This is a genomic window from Staphylococcus sp. HMSC069D12 (genome assembly GCF_001810405.1).
Taxonomy (GTDB): Bacteria; Bacillota; Bacilli; order Staphylococcales; family Staphylococcaceae; genus Staphylococcus; species Staphylococcus haemolyticus.
Genome location: NZ_KV801090.1, coordinates 24,494 through 40,767, shown reverse-complemented (window position 1 = coordinate 40,767; position 16,274 = coordinate 24,494). Strand labels below are relative to the sequence as shown.

The window sequence follows — 16,274 nt, the reverse complement described above, 5'->3', positions numbered from 1 at the left end:
CCCATGTCATTATCTTCAGCTTGGTGTTTAGTAGGGTCATTATTGTTAATTACATCATGATTGAAACCAGGATCAGTATCGTTATTGTCATCAACATCATGGTTGAAACCAGGATCTACATTGTTGTTACTATCTTGGGATGTAATTGGGTGACCATTGTTATCATGGTTGAACTCTTGGTCAATGTTACTTGTTGCTGCAAAAGCATGGCCGTGTGACATAAGTAATAGTGATGATGTTACCAATGTTGTTCCAAAAGCATATTTAAAACGTCTTTTAATCAATTTATTCACTCCTTAGTAAAAAGCATTCTTCATACATAAAGATGATTATTTAATAATTAAAAATATCATAAATATGTATATTAATAACTTAACATAATAATTTAATTTAAACCTTAATATCTTCTATCAACTGAATGACAGTTTTGTCATACATTTATTTAAGACAAGCGTATGATATTATATAATCAACTTTTTGAAACTAAGAGAGGGTGTTTTAATGCAATTACGCAAAGTTACAGAAGAAGACTTGTTCTCACTTATTCAACTTGAAAATGAGGGCTTTACGCCAGATGAAGCGGCAACGCCAAAAACTTTGAAACAGAGAATCAATAAAATACCTGATACATTCATTATCGCTAAAAAGGAAGGACGCATAATCGGATATATTAATGGACCTGTAATTAATCAACGATATATAACCGACGACTTATTTGAAGAGATTCAATCCAACCCTAACAGTGGTGGTTATCTTAGTGTATTAGGTCTAGTCGTTAACAAAGATTATCAAGGACAAGGGATTGCGGGCAAACTGTTAGAGCAATTTGAGAAACTGGCGAAGCAACAATTAAGATGCGGTGTGACACTCACATGTCGAGAAGCTTTAGTGTCATTGTATGAACGTTATGGCTACAACAATGAGGGAGAGTCAACCTCACAACATGCTAGTATAAAGTGGTATAACATGGTTAAAGAAGTGTAAGGATAAGGTTGAGACGAATACATTTCAACCTTATATCTATATTATGTTTAAATTATTTCTTGAGTGTTCTAACATTTTTTATTCTCACATTTTAAATAGATATTTCCCTCTTTGGACATTCACTCCAGTAATTAAATAATACTTTCTTTTTAAAGTTTTTGATTAATTTTTAAATTTCAATTTTAAAAGTATAAGAAAACTATATTTCAATAAGAAGAAACGAGTTCTATTTCAACTTAAATATTCTGTATTCAATAATAATTCTTCAATACATCCTTATTTTAAATACGATGAATAAAATTAGGATAGTTACAAAATTGTTATATAGTTTAATTCTATGTATTTACATGCAGTTTAATGAATTTTAACCCTAATCATTGAAGTGGTTATGTGCTTATGTTTATTGGTTGAGGTTATTTTTACCATTATATCTTATTAAATCAAGCTTCATATACGTATTGCAAGATTAACACTAAAATCAATTTTGAATAGATGATTGAATGTTATTGAGTTTTGTGCAATAAAACCTAGAAAAACTATATATATAGATGTTCTAATTCTGTTGAAATTTACATGTAAAGTGAACTATAATGATGTACATTCAAATTAATTGTGGTCAATTAGTCAATTGGGAAGTAAGTGTGAGAATAAAGGAGAGTATTATGTCGAGAAAAGAGAGAAATTTTAAACGTTCCTTTGGTCAAGAAAAAGCTAGGGTCAAACTTTATAAATCTGGTAAACAATGGATTAAAGCTGGGATTAGAGAAGTTCAATTACTTAAAGTGTTAGGTCTACCCTTTTTAAATAAAGATGTTGAACAAATTAATAATTTAGATACTAATAAAGATAAAAATTTTAAAAATCAAGCGATGAAGGCGACAGGTTTAGTAGGAGGCGCCTTTACATTTGCAATGTTGAATGATCATCACGCATACGCAGCTTCTGAAACACCAATGACTTCAGAAATTGCATCTAATAGTGAAACAGTTGCAAATCAAAACTCAACCACAGTTACAAACTCTGAAACCTCAACAACTGAGTCTATTTCAAGTCAAACAAGTACCTCCCAAGATGCTACATCTAGTACAAATTTAACAGAAAAAAGTACTTCATCATCTACAACAGATAGTCAAACAAGTACAGATTCAACGTCAGATAAATCTACATCAAATTCTGATACTAAAGCTTCAAGTTCATCAACTACTGATAATTCAACAAGTAATAATAGCGCCACTTCAGAGAAAGATACTAATAGTCAAGCCAACACGACATCTACTGATAGTCAAAAAGGTAGTACTTCAACCAGTGATAATAGTATTACGTCAACAAGTACAAAAGATAATCAAATAAGAAAAAATTCAACAGAATCAAATAGTATAACGGCATCAAATTCTACATCAGACAGTAATAGTGGTTCAACAGTTTCTACTAATTCAACGACGTCACAGTTAACGAGTACTTCAGAAAGTCAGATAAATACAGATTTAGGTTCTACATTATTAGTGAGCGATTCAACAAGTACATCTACAAGTACAGCACCACTAAAACTTAGAACATTTAGTAGATTGTCAACAACATTCGCAGCAACGTCAACTACAAATACTTATACAGGTGCAGGGACTGACACAAATTATAACATACCAATTTACTATAAATTAACAACTGTTAATAATGGAACGTCTATGACATTTACTTATACAGTTACATATGATAATCCAGCAACTACAACGGTTGAAATACCGACTTCATTAAAAGATGGTTATGCAATATACAATACAGGTACATCTAATCAAACAATGTTTACATTAGGTAACGGATATGGAACTCCTTCATCTGCCACGAACTATATTACAGACTCAACAGGTGCAAAGATTAGCGTTCCAAAAGAAAATACAACAGTTATGGTTAAACAAGGTAATGGATATACTTGGGCAAATGGTTATCAAATGAATGGAACTCAGGCTAAAAGGGCTATGGTTTAACAACGACATGGACAGTTCCTATTAATTCTGGGGGCGATACATCGTTTACATTTGATCCATACTCTACATCTGTGACAGGTGGTACTGACTTTTTTAATGGTCAAAAAGTTACTGTAACTGATCCAAATGATAAAGAAGACCGGGTATATGCGAAATCCGATGAAAAGAATAAAGCGATACTTGAGAAAGTAAAAGAAATTCATGCCACTAAACAACCAGTACTCTTAATAACAAGAACTGCAGAAGCGGCTGAATATTTTTCAACCCAATTATTTAAAGACAAAATCCCTAATAACTTATTAATTGCACAGAATGTTGCTAAAGAAGCACAAATGATTGCTGAGGCAGGACAACTGGGTGCTGTTACAGTTTCAACTAGTATGGCTGGTCGTGGTACAGACATTAAGCTTGGCTCTGGAGTCTATGAGCTCGGAGGACTTGCAGTCATAATCAATGAACATATGGAGAATAGCAGAGTTGACCGACAATTGCGTGGACGCTCTGGTCGTCAAGGTGACCCAGGTGTTTCACAGATTTATGTATCATTAGATGATTATATTGTTAAACGTTGGAGTAACTCTAAACTAGCTGAAAATGAAAAACTAAAAGACGTTGATCCAGACAAACTACAAGATAGCCCTTTTTTCAGAAGAAGAGTAAGAGGGATTGTCTCTAAAGCACAGCGTGTATCTGAAGAAACCGCAATGATGGCGCGTGAAATGGCTAATGAATTCGAAAAAAGTATCGGCATTCAACGTGATCGTGTGTATGAAGAGCGCAATCGTATTCTTGAAACGTCAGACTTCAGTGCATTTGACTTTGATTCGCTAGCGCGTGATGTCTTTGACTATGATTTGAGAACAAAGCATATTCATAATAAAGATGACATCATCAAATATATTTATGAGCAGTTGAGCTTTAGTTTCAAAGATGACGCTATTAGCCAACAGATTCAAACACGTGAACAAACCATTGATTATCTAGTGCAACAATTTAACAAACAATTAAAAGAGAATATGAAAATTGCAAATAACGATTATTTTAAATTACGATTTCTTCAAAAAGCAATATTGAAAGCCATAGATGTAGAATGGATAAATCAAGTTGATCAACTTCAACAACTTAAAGCGAGTGTTAATAATCGACAAAATGGTCAACGAAATGCAATATTCGAATATCATAAAGTAGCTTTAGAAACATATGAAATGATGCTGATAAATATTAAACGGGCAACGATTCGTAATTTATGTTTAAGTATTCTAACGTTTGATAAAGATCAAGATTTAGTAGTACATTTTCCTTAAAATGAGGTGTTCATAGATGACAATAAATAATATTAATTTTGGCATTGGGTGGGCGAGCAGTGGTGTAGAATATGCTCAAGCTTATCGTGCCAAATTATTAAGAGAGGTAAATCAACCAGCTAAATTTATCTTTCTAGACTTTATTTCCGCAGAGAACATTCAAACGTTAACTGACAATATCGGGTTTAAAGATGATGAAGTGATATGGCTGTATCAATATTTCAGTGATATACCTATCGCACCAACAACGTATACGGTTGATGACTTGAAAAAGGATTTAGGTAATCCTGTCACTGCCCAAGTGGTTACTGGTAAAACTATGCGCTTATACATCGGGAATGATAAATCCTATGTGAGCTGTTATTTGAAGAATGAAGATGACATTATTGTCGATCGTGCAGAATTTGTCGTCAATGGTATGTTAGTTCGGAAAGATTACTATAGCTATGTACGAACTTTCTCGGAATATTATGCACCATATGAGAATCGTGCCAAATTATATAAGCGACAGTTTTACAATGAGGATGGCTCTATTGCTTATAAAGAATATATAGACGGAGAATCGAGTGTCTATGTATTTGAGGATGCTAGATTATACAGTAAACAGGAATTTGTAGCTTATTTTATGAAAAAGTTGCATCTGACTGAACAAGATATCGTTATTATTGATAGATCGACTGAAGTTGGTCAAAGTATATTAGAACATAAAGGATCAAGTAAAGTCGGTATTGTTGTACATGCGGAACATTATAGCGAAAATGCTACAAATGATAGCTACATTTTGTGGAATAACTATTACGAATATGTATTTGCACAAGCACCATATATCGATTTTTATATCACTGCGACGGATTTACAAAATCAAGTTTTATCCGAGCAATTCCAAAAATATACATCACATCAACCTCGTGTCAGAACTATCCCAGTAGGTAGTCTACATCAATTAAGTTATCCAATTGGGGAAAGAAAGCGATATTCTATGCTTACGGCTTCTAGGTTAGCTAGTGAAAAACATATAGATTGGATTGCGAAAGCTGTAATTAAAGCTAAAAAGAAAGTCCCAAAATTAACATTTGATATATATGGTCATGGTAACGAAAGATCGAAAATTGAAGAAATCATTAAAGAAAATGAAGCACAAGATTATATTCAACTTAAAGGTCATAAGAAGTTAGATGAAATCTATGTGAACTATGATTTATTTGTATCGGCTTCAACAAGTGAAGGGTTCGGTTTGACCTTAATGGAAGCGGTAGGTTCTGGATTAGGCATGATAGGATTCGATGTGAATTACGGTAATCCAACATTTATTAGTCACGGTGAGAATGGATATCTCATACCAATTGATAAAGATAACCAAGATGTCGAAGTCATTACAAATCTTATGGCTGAAAAAATTGTTCAGTATTTTAATGATGGGCTTAAGCATTCGCATGAGAAATCTTATAAAATTGCAGAATCATTTAAAACTGAGCATATTACGCAAAAGTGGCAAAATCTAATTGATGAGGTGCTATATGATTAATTTATTTGAAATATTTGATGAAGCATCACAAAAACTTCAACAATCACTTCAATTTGCAGGATTTAAACATGAGACCATTGTGATGGATGATGACGGTTTTTTACCCGATAACGTCATGACGCCGTATCAATTTTTTGCAAATTATAAACGAAATGATGACGATAAACCAGCATTTTTTAATGAGGTTCAAGTGCCACCATTATGGGAAATTAAAGGTAATTATAATCATGCAGAAATTATAGATAATGGTAATGTAAGAGGGCGAATATTTTATCGCGAGCATTTTAAAAATCGAATTGTGAGTTTTGTGGAGTGGTTTGATACAAAGGACCGTTTGCGTTCGGTCGATTTTTATAACAAAGATGGATTTAAATTTGCGGAAACGGTATATGATTTAAATAAAAAGCCCATCTTGAAGACTTACGTCGATCGTCAAGGGAAAGAAGTATTATATGAAAACTTTGTCACAAAAGATATTATATTAGATTGGCAAGGTCAATCGCATTTCTTTGCGTCAAAACAAGACTTCATTAGCTTCTATTTAGACCAAATAGATGTTGATACTTCAACTGTCTTCATCAATTCATTGGCAACACCATTTTTCGTGTTATATCAATCGAATCATATGTCGAATGCAGTGTTATTCTGGCAAGAACAAAGTCATAGTAATGTCCCGGGAAATATGAAGTTATTGTTAGATAAAGAGACGCTGAATTCAAAAGTAATTATCCCAGATAGTGCAGAATTTGAGGCTATTACATCAAATGTTGAGGCGCAGTATCGTCCTTTCATCAGTCAATTGGGCTACTTGTATGATTATCAGAAGGCTAATAATTATAACAAGCAAGTACTTAATTTAACGAATTCTGATGATCTTCCAAATTTAGAAGAAATTATACGACAGTGTGAAGATTATGAATTTCATATTGGTGCTATTACCGAAATGTCACCTAAATTAATGGGGTTGGGTAAATATGATAACGTTAAACTTCATCCAACAATCACCCAAGCGAAGATTGATCAATTATTCCAAACATGTGATGTTTATTTAGATATCAATAAAGGTGGAGAAATCGTTAATGCTATTGAACGTGCAATGCTCCATAATCAATTAATTTTGGCTTATGATGAAACTGCGCATCGTCGTTCATTTATTGCTAAAAAGAATATTACAAAGCAAGACGAACCTCAACAATTAATTGATATATTAAATGAAATTGCTAAGGAACCAAGTGTATTTAAAGAGCGAGTCAATGCACAACAAGAACAGAATAATCGTATTGAAGAAACTACGTTTAAAAATGTCATTACGAATGCGTTAAATCATTAAATGAGGATAATAAAGCTTTTGAGATAAATGAAGACTTACAAAAAGTCTACTTTTACTCAAAAGCTTTTTTGTTTTGTAAAGGTGTTCTTAGATAGATGATTACTCAAATAAGTTGATACGCGTTCCTGGTGTGTCATAGCACTTAGGTTCATCATTCCACTTTAGTTGAGATGCTCCCCTAGGAGTCTTCGCAACTATGTTTCGTAATTTATCTTAGAACTACACACGAAAGAATGTGAACGCTTATGTTTCTTATGTGGTTTTAATTTAAAACAATTTTTAAGAAAGTATATCTAGTTTTAACAAATAAATGATTTATATAAATAATTACTCTCTGTTGTTTTCAATAGTGATTATAGTACCGTTAGAATCAGATTTAATATTTAATTTTAAAGAGAATCTTTCGCAAATATCTTTAATAATAGTCAAACCTTTAGATTTAGTAGACATATCATTAAAGCCAATACCATTATCCTGAATAGTAATATAATCCTCGTTTAGAAAAATGGTAATACGCGATGAATCAGAATGTTTATAAATATTAGAAATAATGTTATCAAATAAACGCTCATACCATAATTGGTCACCAAGCCAATAAATAGGGTTACCTTCAACATTTAGAATGGTTAGAATGTTCTTTGAATCTAATAGATAGTGCCATTTATCAATTGTTGTGTTTATACATGCTTGTATATCAACTTGGTGGTTAAACGTATAAAATCTAGAAATATCATCTTTGTTAGGTAATGCTTTAATTAAATTAGAAATATAGTTTATCTTTTCATAAGATAACTCTATATCATTATCATTAATTTGGTATTGAAATCCGAGTTGGTATAACTCTAAATTTAATGCAGTTAGAGGCGTATTAATATCATGGGCAAGTTGATTAATGTAATTTTGTTCTTGCTTTTTGTTTTCGATGATTTCTAACTCTCTATATCTTAGTCTGTCTATTAAGATATTTATAGATTGGCCAACTTCATCAATTTCGTCATTTATATGAGTAGGTATGTCTAATTTATTAGGTAATTTGTCACTATTAGCAATGTCTAATAATTTATCATTAAGTAAACGTAAACGATCCACAATTTTATATACATAGCGTGAAGCAATAATAACTAAAGTAATTAGAATTAAGAAGAAAAAGATATAAAAAATTATTGTAAGACCACTGGATTTAAAATTTAAACCGATTGGATAACCCAAGACTTTTTCAATAAATAGAATACATAGTAGTATCATACTATTGATAGCTAAAAAAACTAGAGGTATCGATAATAAACCCAATCCCATGAACATATAGTATTTTTTTAATAGTCTCATAAATTAGCCCCCATTTAATCTATAACCAATACCATAAATTGTCTCAATAATTGTTCCAGAATCTAATAACTTAGTTCTTAATTTTTTTACATAAGCGTTCAAAGTATTTTCAGAAGCGGATTCAAATTGCCAAACGTAATCAATAATTTGATCCTTAGTTAAAATCAAATTTCTGTTTTCATACATATAGAAAAATAATCGACGTTCCGTTTTAGTTAAAGATAATTGGTTTCCATCATTAGATTTGATTATCTTGTCTTTAGCATTAACTTTAAACTCATAAAATTGAGCCTCTTTATCAGCATAATGGATAGTTAAAAGATTATTAATCCTAGAAATAAGTTCTCTCGGATTGAAAGGTTTGGTAAGGTAATCATCGCCATTATTCAAACCTTTAACTTTAGAATCGATATCAACTCTTGCTGATAAATAAATAATAGGTATAGTAGAAATGCTTCTTATCCCATCAGTGATAGACAAACCATCATTATTGGGTAACATAATATCCATAATAATGATATGAACGTCATTCAATACGTTAAAAACGCTATCTCCAGTTCTATCTAATGTCACCTGTGCACCTTTTTGTTGTAATATTTGTTTTAAATTTTTAGCGATGGTTTCATCGTCTTCTACTAATAAAATATGAAACCCCTCCATATATTTCACCTCCATGTTTTATTAATTAATTAATATAAATGTTGGTATATAGAATAGCACGTATAAACCAAAGAATAATACGGGAATTTTAAATGTAGGAGAATAATCTTTATCTCTTAACCATGAAAGTATTTCGTATATTCCTGTTAAAAAAGCTACTGCTAAACTCCCCATTGAAATGAGTAATAATACTGATGATATGATACCAGTCATTCATATGCACTCCTTTATCTGATTTTGTAATTCCATTTTAAAAACTAATTCTGAAAAAGTTATGAATAATTCGTATTATCTTCTTAAATTCATATAAAAGAGTATGAAAGGTTGGGATAACAATTAATTATTTATGTCACTAAAAAATCTAAATCAAGTATAAAAAATATATGTAAATAGTATCTTTTCAATTTACAAAAAAGATGAGGAGGCTAATATGAAAAGATTATTTTTTATAAGTATTATATTTTTAGTATTTTTAGGAAGATGTTCCTTCAGTGACAACAAAGATAAAGCAGAAGGTGAAGAAGCCAATAACAAGGCTAAAGCTACAGACAAAATGAAAAAATTTAAAATAGGTCAAGTCGTGGATGCTGACGGTGTAGATATTAAAGTAGTTAAAGTAGAATTCGTAGATAACCATGATGAGTATAGTGCGCCTGTAAATGGCAAAGCCTTGAGAGTATACATAAAGTTTAGAAATAATAACGATGATCAAGTTTTAATGGATAATACTGATTTCAGTATGAAAGTAAATAACGAGAATTATCAAGAATGGTATGGTAGTGAAGATATGCATGAAGGGTTTAGCCACCAATTAAATCAACATAACACTGCATCAGGCTACATTACTTATGATGTACCGGATAGTGATCATTATACTTTAGAATTAGATACCGTACCTAATTTCAACAAAGTTAGGGCACAATGGATTATTAATAAATCAGAAATTAAGAATTCAAATGTCACTAAAGATACTTCGACTAGCTCAACTACAGATGTTGAGGACGAATCAGATACAACATCTTCTAGTAAAAAAGAAAATGATGATTTTGATCAAGCGGACGTGGGCGTGACATACCCTGCTTATATGTATAATGCTTTAGTAGATGAATATAATTCACTCACTGATGGTGAAAAGATGAACCATGTATCTAAAGATGTGTTAGAAAGTGAGTATGATCAATTAGAAGCTCGTGTAGAAGCATTGTATGAGAAAGAATGCTAAAGCGAAAAAGAATACGAAAAAGCAATGCAAGATTATGAAGACCAATTGACTCAAGAAGAATATGAACAACAACAAGCAGAACAAGCTGAAAATGAAGCATCTGAATCTGATGACAATTCAAATGGTCTTGGTTCTGATGATTCATCATTAGACAGTGGAACAGAAGATACAGAAGATACTTCTTCTGAAGATGACGCAGCATAGAAAAGGAGACAACAATGGAACATAATTATATGAATGAACCTAAACCAACTAACAGAATTATTGAAATGATTCTTGGAATAACAGGAAGTATATTTGGAATTATTGGTGGATTGATTGCGCTAATTCTAACAAACTATGATAAAAGTTATGGTTCAGAACTAGTTGGATTAATGACTATTGTGGCAACCAGCTCTATTATTTTATCAGCAATAACTTTAACATTAAGCTGTTTAATTAATAAAAGACGTGTTTTAATTAGTATTATACATTTGTTGCTGCAATAATTCATATATATTTATTAGGATTTTTTGGTTATTTATCAGGTATTCTAATCCTCGCTGCTGGGATTATCGCATTAGTTAGGAAATAATTTGATAGAATAGAAGAAACTATGACAAAGTTCCTTTTATTTTTTTAATTATGATTCGAAATGAGGTGTTAAAGATGGAAACTGTGTACATTGCAGGTGGATGTTTATGGGGAGTTCAAGCGTTTATAAAAACATTGCCAGGTGTCTTATCGACTGAAGCGGGACGTGCAAATGGGATATCTGAAACACTTAGTGACAAATATGACGGCTATGCAGAATGTGTCAAAACGACATTCGACCCTATGCAGACATCAATTACCGACTTAATGAATTATCTTTTTGAGATAATAGATCCATATAGTATTAACAAACAAGGTGTTGATGAAGGACCCAAATATCGTACAGGTATTTATAGTGATGAACAGAAGCATCTTGAAGAAGCACGCGACTTCATCTCAAAACGACCTGATAAAGAGCTAATTGCCGTAGAAGTGTTACATTTAAATAATTACGTTGCAAGTGATGAGGAACATCAAGACAGACTCGATAAACATCCAGAGGATATCTCATACTGTCATGTTACGCCTGACATGTTGAAAAAATATCTTTGAAAAATATGAGCTGTTACAATAATCACTATTTTGTGTAGGTTAGTTCGAAACAATGTCATTAAGAATACGTATATCCAGACAAATTTGGGCAATACAGTACTATAGAAAGTAATTAAATTATAAAAGAAAGAAGCGATAGTAATGACGATTTTACTTACAGGCGCAACCGGGCATCTTGGGTCACATATCACTGAACATGCAGTTAAAGAACAGGTGTCTGATTTTAATATTGGGATACGTAATCCAGATAAAATGCCATCACACTGGAAAGATAAAGTAGGCGTTAGAGAATTAGATTATTTTAATGAGGAAAGTATGGTTCGTGCATTCAAAGGTATTGATACGGTTATATTTATTCCGAGTATTATTCATCCGTCATTTAAGCGACTCCCAGAAGTGGAGAATTTAGTTAGTGCAGCTCATAAAGCACATGTCTCACACATTATGTTTATTGGATACTATGCAGATCAACATAATAATCCTTTCCATATGAGTCCATACTTTGGTTACGCTGAACGTTTACTTGCATCTAGTGGTCTTAAATATACTTATGTCAGAATGGCGATGTATATGGATCCATTGAAACCTTATTTACCAGAACTTGCAGATATGCGGAAACTCATTTATCCAGCGGGTGATGGCCGCATTAATTATATTTCTAGAGATGATATTGCTAGAGGTATCGTAGCATTATTACAACAACCAGATAAATTTGGACACAGATATTTACTATCTGGCTATAGTTATTCTATGACAGAATTAGCAGCAATTTTGTCTGAAGCAGCAGGTTCTAAGATTGAATATAGTCCTGTTTCTTTGGAAAAGTTCTCAGAAATGTATGATGAACCTAAAGGGTTTGGTGCATTGCTTGCATCAATGTACGAAGCAGGTGCAAGAGGGTTACTTGATCAACATTCAAATGATTTTGAACAACTAGTGCATGATAAACCACAAACTTTCCCAGAATTTTTAAAAAAGTGAACATTAAAAATAGGACGTGTGATGATAGTCATCGCACGTCCTACTTTTACATTATAAAGTTTAACGATACTATTTGTTATCGCAATCGAAAGTATCAGCAAAGCTTAATGCAGCTAAACCTAATAAGTCTAAAGCGTGTTGAGCGCCTTCTTTACCATGTCCAGCTTCAAAGTGTTTGTAAGCAGCAACGCCTAATACACCGAAAGTAGCAATTGAACCTAAACGTGATAAGTTTTTGTTTAAGAAACTAGCAGCATAAAAAGCAGCGGCAGCAGCTTCTACAGTACCAGCTAATTTAACTGAGCTTTCTGGTAAGCCGAATACATTTTGGAATGTATCTTTCATTTCTTGGTCACCTTTTAATTTAGGTTTTGAAGCAGTGTATAATTCTTTAGCAAGTTTTAAGTTTGCAGCATAACGTAAAATCATAATTTAAAAATCTCCTTTTTATTTGTTTTCAAAATATTTATCAACAATAGGTTTAACGCGTTCGCCAAATAGACGGATTGATTTCATTACATACTCATGAGGCATTGAACCTACAGGTGTATGAATCATAAAACGGTTAAGACCTAACGTTTCAACAGTTTCAATAATTTTTTGGGCAACCGTCTCAGGACTACCCAGATAGATTGCGCCCTGACTTCCTACTTCTCTTTCAAACATATTCTCGTCAAAGCTAGGCCATCCACGTTCACGACCTAAAATATCATGGTGTGCCTTTAAAGAAGGGAAGAATTCTTTCTTAGCGTCCTCGTCTGTTTCAGCGATGTACCCCCATGAGTGTACCGATACGGATAATTCGTCTGGATTATGACCGTAAGATTCTGCGACAGATTTATAAATCTCAATATTGCGTGTAAATCGTCTAGGATTACCACCAATAATCGCATACGTTATTGGTAACCCAAAGGCACCAGCTCTTAATGATGATTCAGGTGTACCACCAGTTGCAATGGAAATAGGTAACTTACCATGTTCGACACGTGGATAAATACCTGTTGGGTCGAAACTTGGACGTAATTTACCATCCCAACTTACAACTTCATGTTCGTTGATTTTTAGTAATAATTGCAACTTTTCATTAAATAAGTCTTCGTAGTCATTTAAATTATAACCGAATAATGGGAAAGATTCGATGAATGACCCTCGTCCAATCATAATTTCAGCACGTCCATTAGATACGGCGTCTAATGTCGCATATCGTTGATACACACGTACTGGGTCATCTGATGATAACACAGTTACTGCAGATGACAATTTAATATGCTCAGTACGTGATGCTGCAACAGCAAGTACGGTCACTGGATCTGATACAGCATAATCAGGACGATGATGTTCACCTAATCCATATATATCTAATCCTAATTGATCAGCTAGTTCAATTTCTTCTACAATATCGCGAATTCTCTGAGCATTTGAAACAGCAGCTTGTGTACCATCAGGCATAACCATATCACCATTATCTGCAAATGAAGTCAATCCTAATTCTATTTTCAACACGTCACCTCCATTGGTATAAATTTTATACTAGAATTGTAGTCCTTATTTTAGGATTAGTCAATAGAAATGTTTCGAATTAGAGATTTTTATTTTAAAAAGCGAATATGTGATTTTTAAATGAAAGAACTTTAAAAGTATTTTGTCAATTCCAAATAGTCTTTTGAAAAATAAGTGAAAGTGTCATAATAGGAATGTTGTAGAAAATAAAAAGAAGGGAGAAGCAAATGTCTATCCAAAAAACAATGAATTACAACAAAATAACAACCATATTCTTTATTGCAGGAATTATAGTAATGAGCAGTTTATATACGGCAATTCCATTAACTGCAGAGTTTGCTAAAGACTTTAAAATTCCACAATCAGTTGCAACTTTAAATGGTGTTGCATTTTCCGTTACATATTCAGTAAGTTGTTTGTTTTATGGAACTATTTCAGAAAAATATGGGAGAATTCGCACCATATTATTTGGAATTTGTGGGCTTGTAATGATTTGTATGGTTATAGGTTTTGTACATTCTTTCGCAATACTGGTCGTTTTAAGAGCGATACAAGGTATATTTGCTGCTGCCTTTTCACCAGTATCTATCACATACGTGACAGAAACTTATTCACCGGTCAAACGTATGACTGCGATTAGTTTCATTAGTACGAGTTTCATGTTATCAGGAATTATTGGTCAAAATTTAAGTGAGATCATAGTAGGTTTTTCAAATTGGCATATGGTTTATTTCACTTTAACGGTGCTATATATCATCTTAGCCTTCGTTATTCATAGACAAATTCCTGAAAGTCCTGTGAAGAACCCCAACATCCAATTACTTAAATTCTTTAATAATTTTAGTGATTTTAAAACGAATAAAGCCGTGCTCTTATGCTATGGGGTGTCGCTAACATTGTTGACGATGTTTATTAGTATGTATACAGTGTTTAATCATTACGTCACTTCCGATACAATTGGTGGCGATGAAACAACTGCGATTAATGCTAAACTGTTTGGTATTATTGGTATGTTGTTGTCTCTAATTGCAGGACGAATCAGTGATCGCATAGGTGTTAAAAATCTTATTTTAAGTGCATTAGTTGTGAGTACAGTAGCACTTATCTTAATGTCTGTAACAACAAACATTGTGTTACTAATTATTTGGAGTGTGCTGTTTGTATGTGGTATCGCCTTCGCAATTCCATCAACAATTTCTAAAGTAGGCTTAACTGTTCGAGGTAACCAAGGGTTCTTCTTATCAGTAAACACATTTATTTTATTCTTAGGTACTGCGATTGCACCTATTCTAAGCATTGTTTTAAATACGATTTCAAGTTTCACAGTACAATTTAACATTATAGCTATGATTGGTATTATCGCTATTATGATTGCACTATGCATGCCACGTAGGAAATATTAATTGAGGTAACCAATTTCTAATTAAATTTAGTGAATTAGGTTATAACGTAATAAGAGGTGGTTTCAGTGGATAAATCATTAATGATTTCAAACGCATTAAATCTTATTTTGATGATAGTACTCATTATATTTAATATGATTAATATAGGTATTTGGCCAATGGTCATTCTAGCATTATTAATCATAGCTAATAGTATTTTTATGGTTTACAAGACAGTAGACGTTAAAAAACGCAAATGACAAAAAAGCAATCTCACATAAATTAAGAGTGAGATTGCTTTTATTTATCATAACAATATAATGACGTTTCAAGCACATTATTTAATGTTTCAAACACTTCTTCAACTGTATAGTTATAGTCATTTTCTACCCAACGTCGTAGTACTTCTATTACGCCACTACTGTAAAAATCAGCTACAATTTCAGGATGTTTACTTTCTCTAATCTTTTGCGCTAAGGGGTCACGCTTACGAGTTGAGTTATTTAACACCATTTCGCGACTCACATTCGATAAGCTTCTAAATACATCTGCCTGTCGAGACGAAACTAATAGGTGCTTAAAAATCTTTTTATTATTACCAATGTAATAGAGAAAGTCTTCAAATGATTCAGGGGTTGTAATGTCTGCTGATGTGTCACCTTTAGCTATAATTTGTTGTCCAATAAAGTCAGGTAAAGTGTAGAGTAATTCATATTTATCTTGGAAGTATCTGTAGAACGTACTGCGGTTGATTTCTGCAATGTCACATATTTTTTGTACGGTGATTTCATCAAAATGATAATCATGTAAAAGTATAAATACAGTTTCATGAATATGTTTAATCATACGCTTTTGATTTGCTGACGGCATTATCTGATTCTCCTATTTATTTAATCTAGTCAGATAGCTTGACATAATAAGAGTAATTTATCACAATAAAGTTGATTTTTCCA

17 protein-coding genes and 2 pseudogenes are annotated in these 16,274 nt (G+C 32.4%); 12 read left to right on the top strand and 7 right to left on the bottom strand.

The window, feature by feature from the left end; translation table 11 throughout:
• A pseudogene (locus tag HMPREF2737_RS01190) lies at positions 1-284 on the bottom strand (hypothetical protein); the annotation flags it as partial.
• Between the two features lie 217 nt (positions 285-501).
• On the opposite strand from HMPREF2737_RS01190, the gene HMPREF2737_RS01185 reads away from it, so the two are divergent.
• From HMPREF2737_RS01185 to gtfB, 5 genes and pseudogenes are all read left to right on the top strand, one after another.
• Positions 502-984, top strand: a complete 483-nt coding sequence (locus HMPREF2737_RS01185) for a GNAT family N-acetyltransferase (protein WP_037552126.1) — start codon at positions 502-504, stop codon at positions 982-984.
• Positions 985-1,646: 662 nt separating this feature from the next.
• Positions 1,647-2,966: a KxYKxGKxW signal peptide domain-containing protein gene (locus tag HMPREF2737_RS01180; protein ID WP_052071621.1), complete on the top strand. Its 1,320-nt coding sequence runs from the start codon at positions 1,647-1,649 to the stop codon at positions 2,964-2,966.
• 50 nt (positions 2,967-3,016) lie between these two features.
• Positions 3,017-4,270, top strand: a pseudogene (locus HMPREF2737_RS01175) (accessory Sec system translocase SecA2); the annotation flags it as partial.
• A gap of 16 nt (positions 4,271-4,286) precedes the next feature.
• A complete protein-coding gene (gene gtfA / locus HMPREF2737_RS01170; RefSeq protein ID WP_037552128.1) occupies positions 4,287-5,795 on the top strand; it encodes an accessory Sec system glycosyltransferase GtfA in 1,509 nt (502 codons plus the stop codon).
• A complete protein-coding gene (gene gtfB / locus HMPREF2737_RS01165; protein WP_037552130.1) occupies positions 5,788-7,125 on the top strand; it encodes an accessory Sec system glycosylation chaperone GtfB in 1,338 nt (445 codons plus the stop codon). The genes gtfA and gtfB overlap by 8 nt, the downstream gene beginning before the upstream one ends.
• A gap of 327 nt (positions 7,126-7,452) precedes the next feature.
• Here the strand turns inward: gtfB and HMPREF2737_RS01160 are convergent, their stop codons facing one another.
• From HMPREF2737_RS01160 to HMPREF2737_RS01150, 3 genes are read right to left on the bottom strand one after another with little or no spacing between them, the layout of a single operon-like run.
• Positions 7,453-8,451: a sensor histidine kinase gene (locus HMPREF2737_RS01160; protein WP_037552131.1), complete on the bottom strand. Its 999-nt coding sequence runs from the start codon at positions 8,449-8,451 to the stop codon at positions 7,453-7,455.
• Positions 8,452-8,454: 3 nt separating this feature from the next.
• A complete protein-coding gene (locus HMPREF2737_RS01155) occupies positions 8,455-9,111 on the bottom strand; it encodes a response regulator transcription factor (protein WP_037552134.1) in 657 nt (218 codons plus the stop codon).
• A gap of 21 nt (positions 9,112-9,132) precedes the next feature.
• On the bottom strand, positions 9,133-9,324 hold the full coding sequence (locus HMPREF2737_RS01150) for a hypothetical protein (protein ID WP_037538190.1): 192 nt from the start codon (positions 9,322-9,324) through the stop codon (positions 9,133-9,135).
• A gap of 217 nt (positions 9,325-9,541) precedes the next feature.
• On the opposite strand from HMPREF2737_RS01150, the gene HMPREF2737_RS01145 reads away from it, so the two are divergent.
• The 5 genes from HMPREF2737_RS01145 (at position 9,542) to HMPREF2737_RS01130 (ending at position 12,439) form a co-directional block, all read left to right on the top strand.
• Positions 9,542-10,333, top strand: a complete 792-nt coding sequence (locus tag HMPREF2737_RS01145; RefSeq protein WP_229664825.1) for a DUF4352 domain-containing protein — start codon at positions 9,542-9,544, stop codon at positions 10,331-10,333.
• A gap of 24 nt (positions 10,334-10,357) precedes the next feature.
• Positions 10,358-10,537, top strand: coding sequence for a hypothetical protein (locus HMPREF2737_RS11700; RefSeq protein WP_229664826.1), 180 nt, complete (start codon positions 10,358-10,360; stop codon positions 10,535-10,537).
• Between the two features lie 14 nt (positions 10,538-10,551).
• Positions 10,552-10,821: a hypothetical protein gene (locus tag HMPREF2737_RS01140; protein ID WP_229664827.1), complete on the top strand. Its 270-nt coding sequence runs from the start codon at positions 10,552-10,554 to the stop codon at positions 10,819-10,821.
• Between the two features lie 160 nt (positions 10,822-10,981).
• A complete protein-coding gene (locus HMPREF2737_RS01135; RefSeq protein ID WP_037552136.1) occupies positions 10,982-11,458 on the top strand; it encodes a peptide-methionine (S)-S-oxide reductase in 477 nt (158 codons plus the stop codon).
• A gap of 141 nt (positions 11,459-11,599) precedes the next feature.
• Complete coding sequence (locus HMPREF2737_RS01130) at positions 11,600-12,439, top strand: SDR family oxidoreductase (RefSeq protein ID WP_037552138.1); 840 nt, start codon at positions 11,600-11,602, stop codon at positions 12,437-12,439.
• A 69-nt stretch (positions 12,440-12,508) separates the two neighbouring features.
• On the opposite strand, the gene HMPREF2737_RS01125 is transcribed toward HMPREF2737_RS01130, so the two are convergent.
• Both HMPREF2737_RS01125 and HMPREF2737_RS01120 read right to left on the bottom strand, forming a co-directional pair.
• Complete coding sequence (locus HMPREF2737_RS01125; protein WP_037538195.1) at positions 12,509-12,868, bottom strand: DoxX family protein; 360 nt, start codon at positions 12,866-12,868, stop codon at positions 12,509-12,511.
• A gap of 18 nt (positions 12,869-12,886) precedes the next feature.
• A complete protein-coding gene (locus HMPREF2737_RS01120) occupies positions 12,887-13,939 on the bottom strand; it encodes an LLM class flavin-dependent oxidoreductase (protein ID WP_037552140.1) in 1,053 nt (350 codons plus the stop codon).
• Positions 13,940-14,172: 233 nt separating this feature from the next.
• On the opposite strand from HMPREF2737_RS01120, the gene HMPREF2737_RS01115 reads away from it, so the two are divergent.
• Together HMPREF2737_RS01115 and HMPREF2737_RS11535 are read left to right on the top strand one after the other, a co-directional pair.
• Positions 14,173-15,342, top strand: coding sequence for an MFS transporter (locus HMPREF2737_RS01115; RefSeq protein WP_176744051.1), 1,170 nt, complete (start codon positions 14,173-14,175; stop codon positions 15,340-15,342).
• A 65-nt stretch (positions 15,343-15,407) separates the two neighbouring features.
• A complete protein-coding gene (locus HMPREF2737_RS11535; protein WP_174165700.1) occupies positions 15,408-15,581 on the top strand; it encodes a hypothetical protein in 174 nt (57 codons plus the stop codon).
• 40 nt (positions 15,582-15,621) lie between these two features.
• Here HMPREF2737_RS11535 and HMPREF2737_RS01110 read toward each other — a convergent pair whose 3' ends face one another.
• On the bottom strand, positions 15,622-16,191 hold the full coding sequence (locus HMPREF2737_RS01110) for a TetR/AcrR family transcriptional regulator (RefSeq protein ID WP_037552144.1): 570 nt from the start codon (positions 16,189-16,191) through the stop codon (positions 15,622-15,624).
• Positions 16,192-16,274: the final 83 nt, after the last annotated feature.

Coding starts and splice junctions, on each gene's coding strand:
- HMPREF2737_RS01125 (WP_037538195.1), bottom strand. CDS start 12,868: ATGATTTTACGTTATGCTGCAAACTTAAAACTTGCTAAAGAATTATAC.
- HMPREF2737_RS01160 (WP_037552131.1), bottom strand. CDS start 8,451: ATGAGACTATTAAAAAAATACTATATGTTCATGGGATTGGGTTTATTA.
- HMPREF2737_RS01135 (WP_037552136.1), top strand. CDS start 10,982: ATGGAAACTGTGTACATTGCAGGTGGATGTTTATGGGGAGTTCAAGCG.
- HMPREF2737_RS01145 (WP_229664825.1), top strand. CDS start 9,542: ATGAAAAGATTATTTTTTATAAGTATTATATTTTTAGTATTTTTAGGA.
- HMPREF2737_RS01110 (WP_037552144.1), bottom strand. CDS start 16,191: ATGCCGTCAGCAAATCAAAAGCGTATGATTAAACATATTCATGAAACT.
- HMPREF2737_RS01180 (WP_052071621.1), top strand. CDS start 1,647: ATGTCGAGAAAAGAGAGAAATTTTAAACGTTCCTTTGGTCAAGAAAAA.
- gtfB (WP_037552130.1), top strand. CDS start 5,788: ATGATTAATTTATTTGAAATATTTGATGAAGCATCACAAAAACTTCAA.
- HMPREF2737_RS11700 (WP_229664826.1), top strand. CDS start 10,358: ATGCAAGATTATGAAGACCAATTGACTCAAGAAGAATATGAACAACAA.
- gtfA (WP_037552128.1), top strand. CDS start 4,287: ATGACAATAAATAATATTAATTTTGGCATTGGGTGGGCGAGCAGTGGT.
- HMPREF2737_RS01155 (WP_037552134.1), bottom strand. CDS start 9,111: ATGGAGGGGTTTCATATTTTATTAGTAGAAGACGATGAAACCATCGCT.
- HMPREF2737_RS01150 (WP_037538190.1), bottom strand. CDS start 9,324: ATGACTGGTATCATATCATCAGTATTATTACTCATTTCAATGGGGAGT.
- HMPREF2737_RS01130 (WP_037552138.1), top strand. CDS start 11,600: ATGACGATTTTACTTACAGGCGCAACCGGGCATCTTGGGTCACATATC.
- HMPREF2737_RS01140 (WP_229664827.1), top strand. CDS start 10,552: ATGGAACATAATTATATGAATGAACCTAAACCAACTAACAGAATTATT.
- HMPREF2737_RS01185 (WP_037552126.1), top strand. CDS start 502: ATGCAATTACGCAAAGTTACAGAAGAAGACTTGTTCTCACTTATTCAA.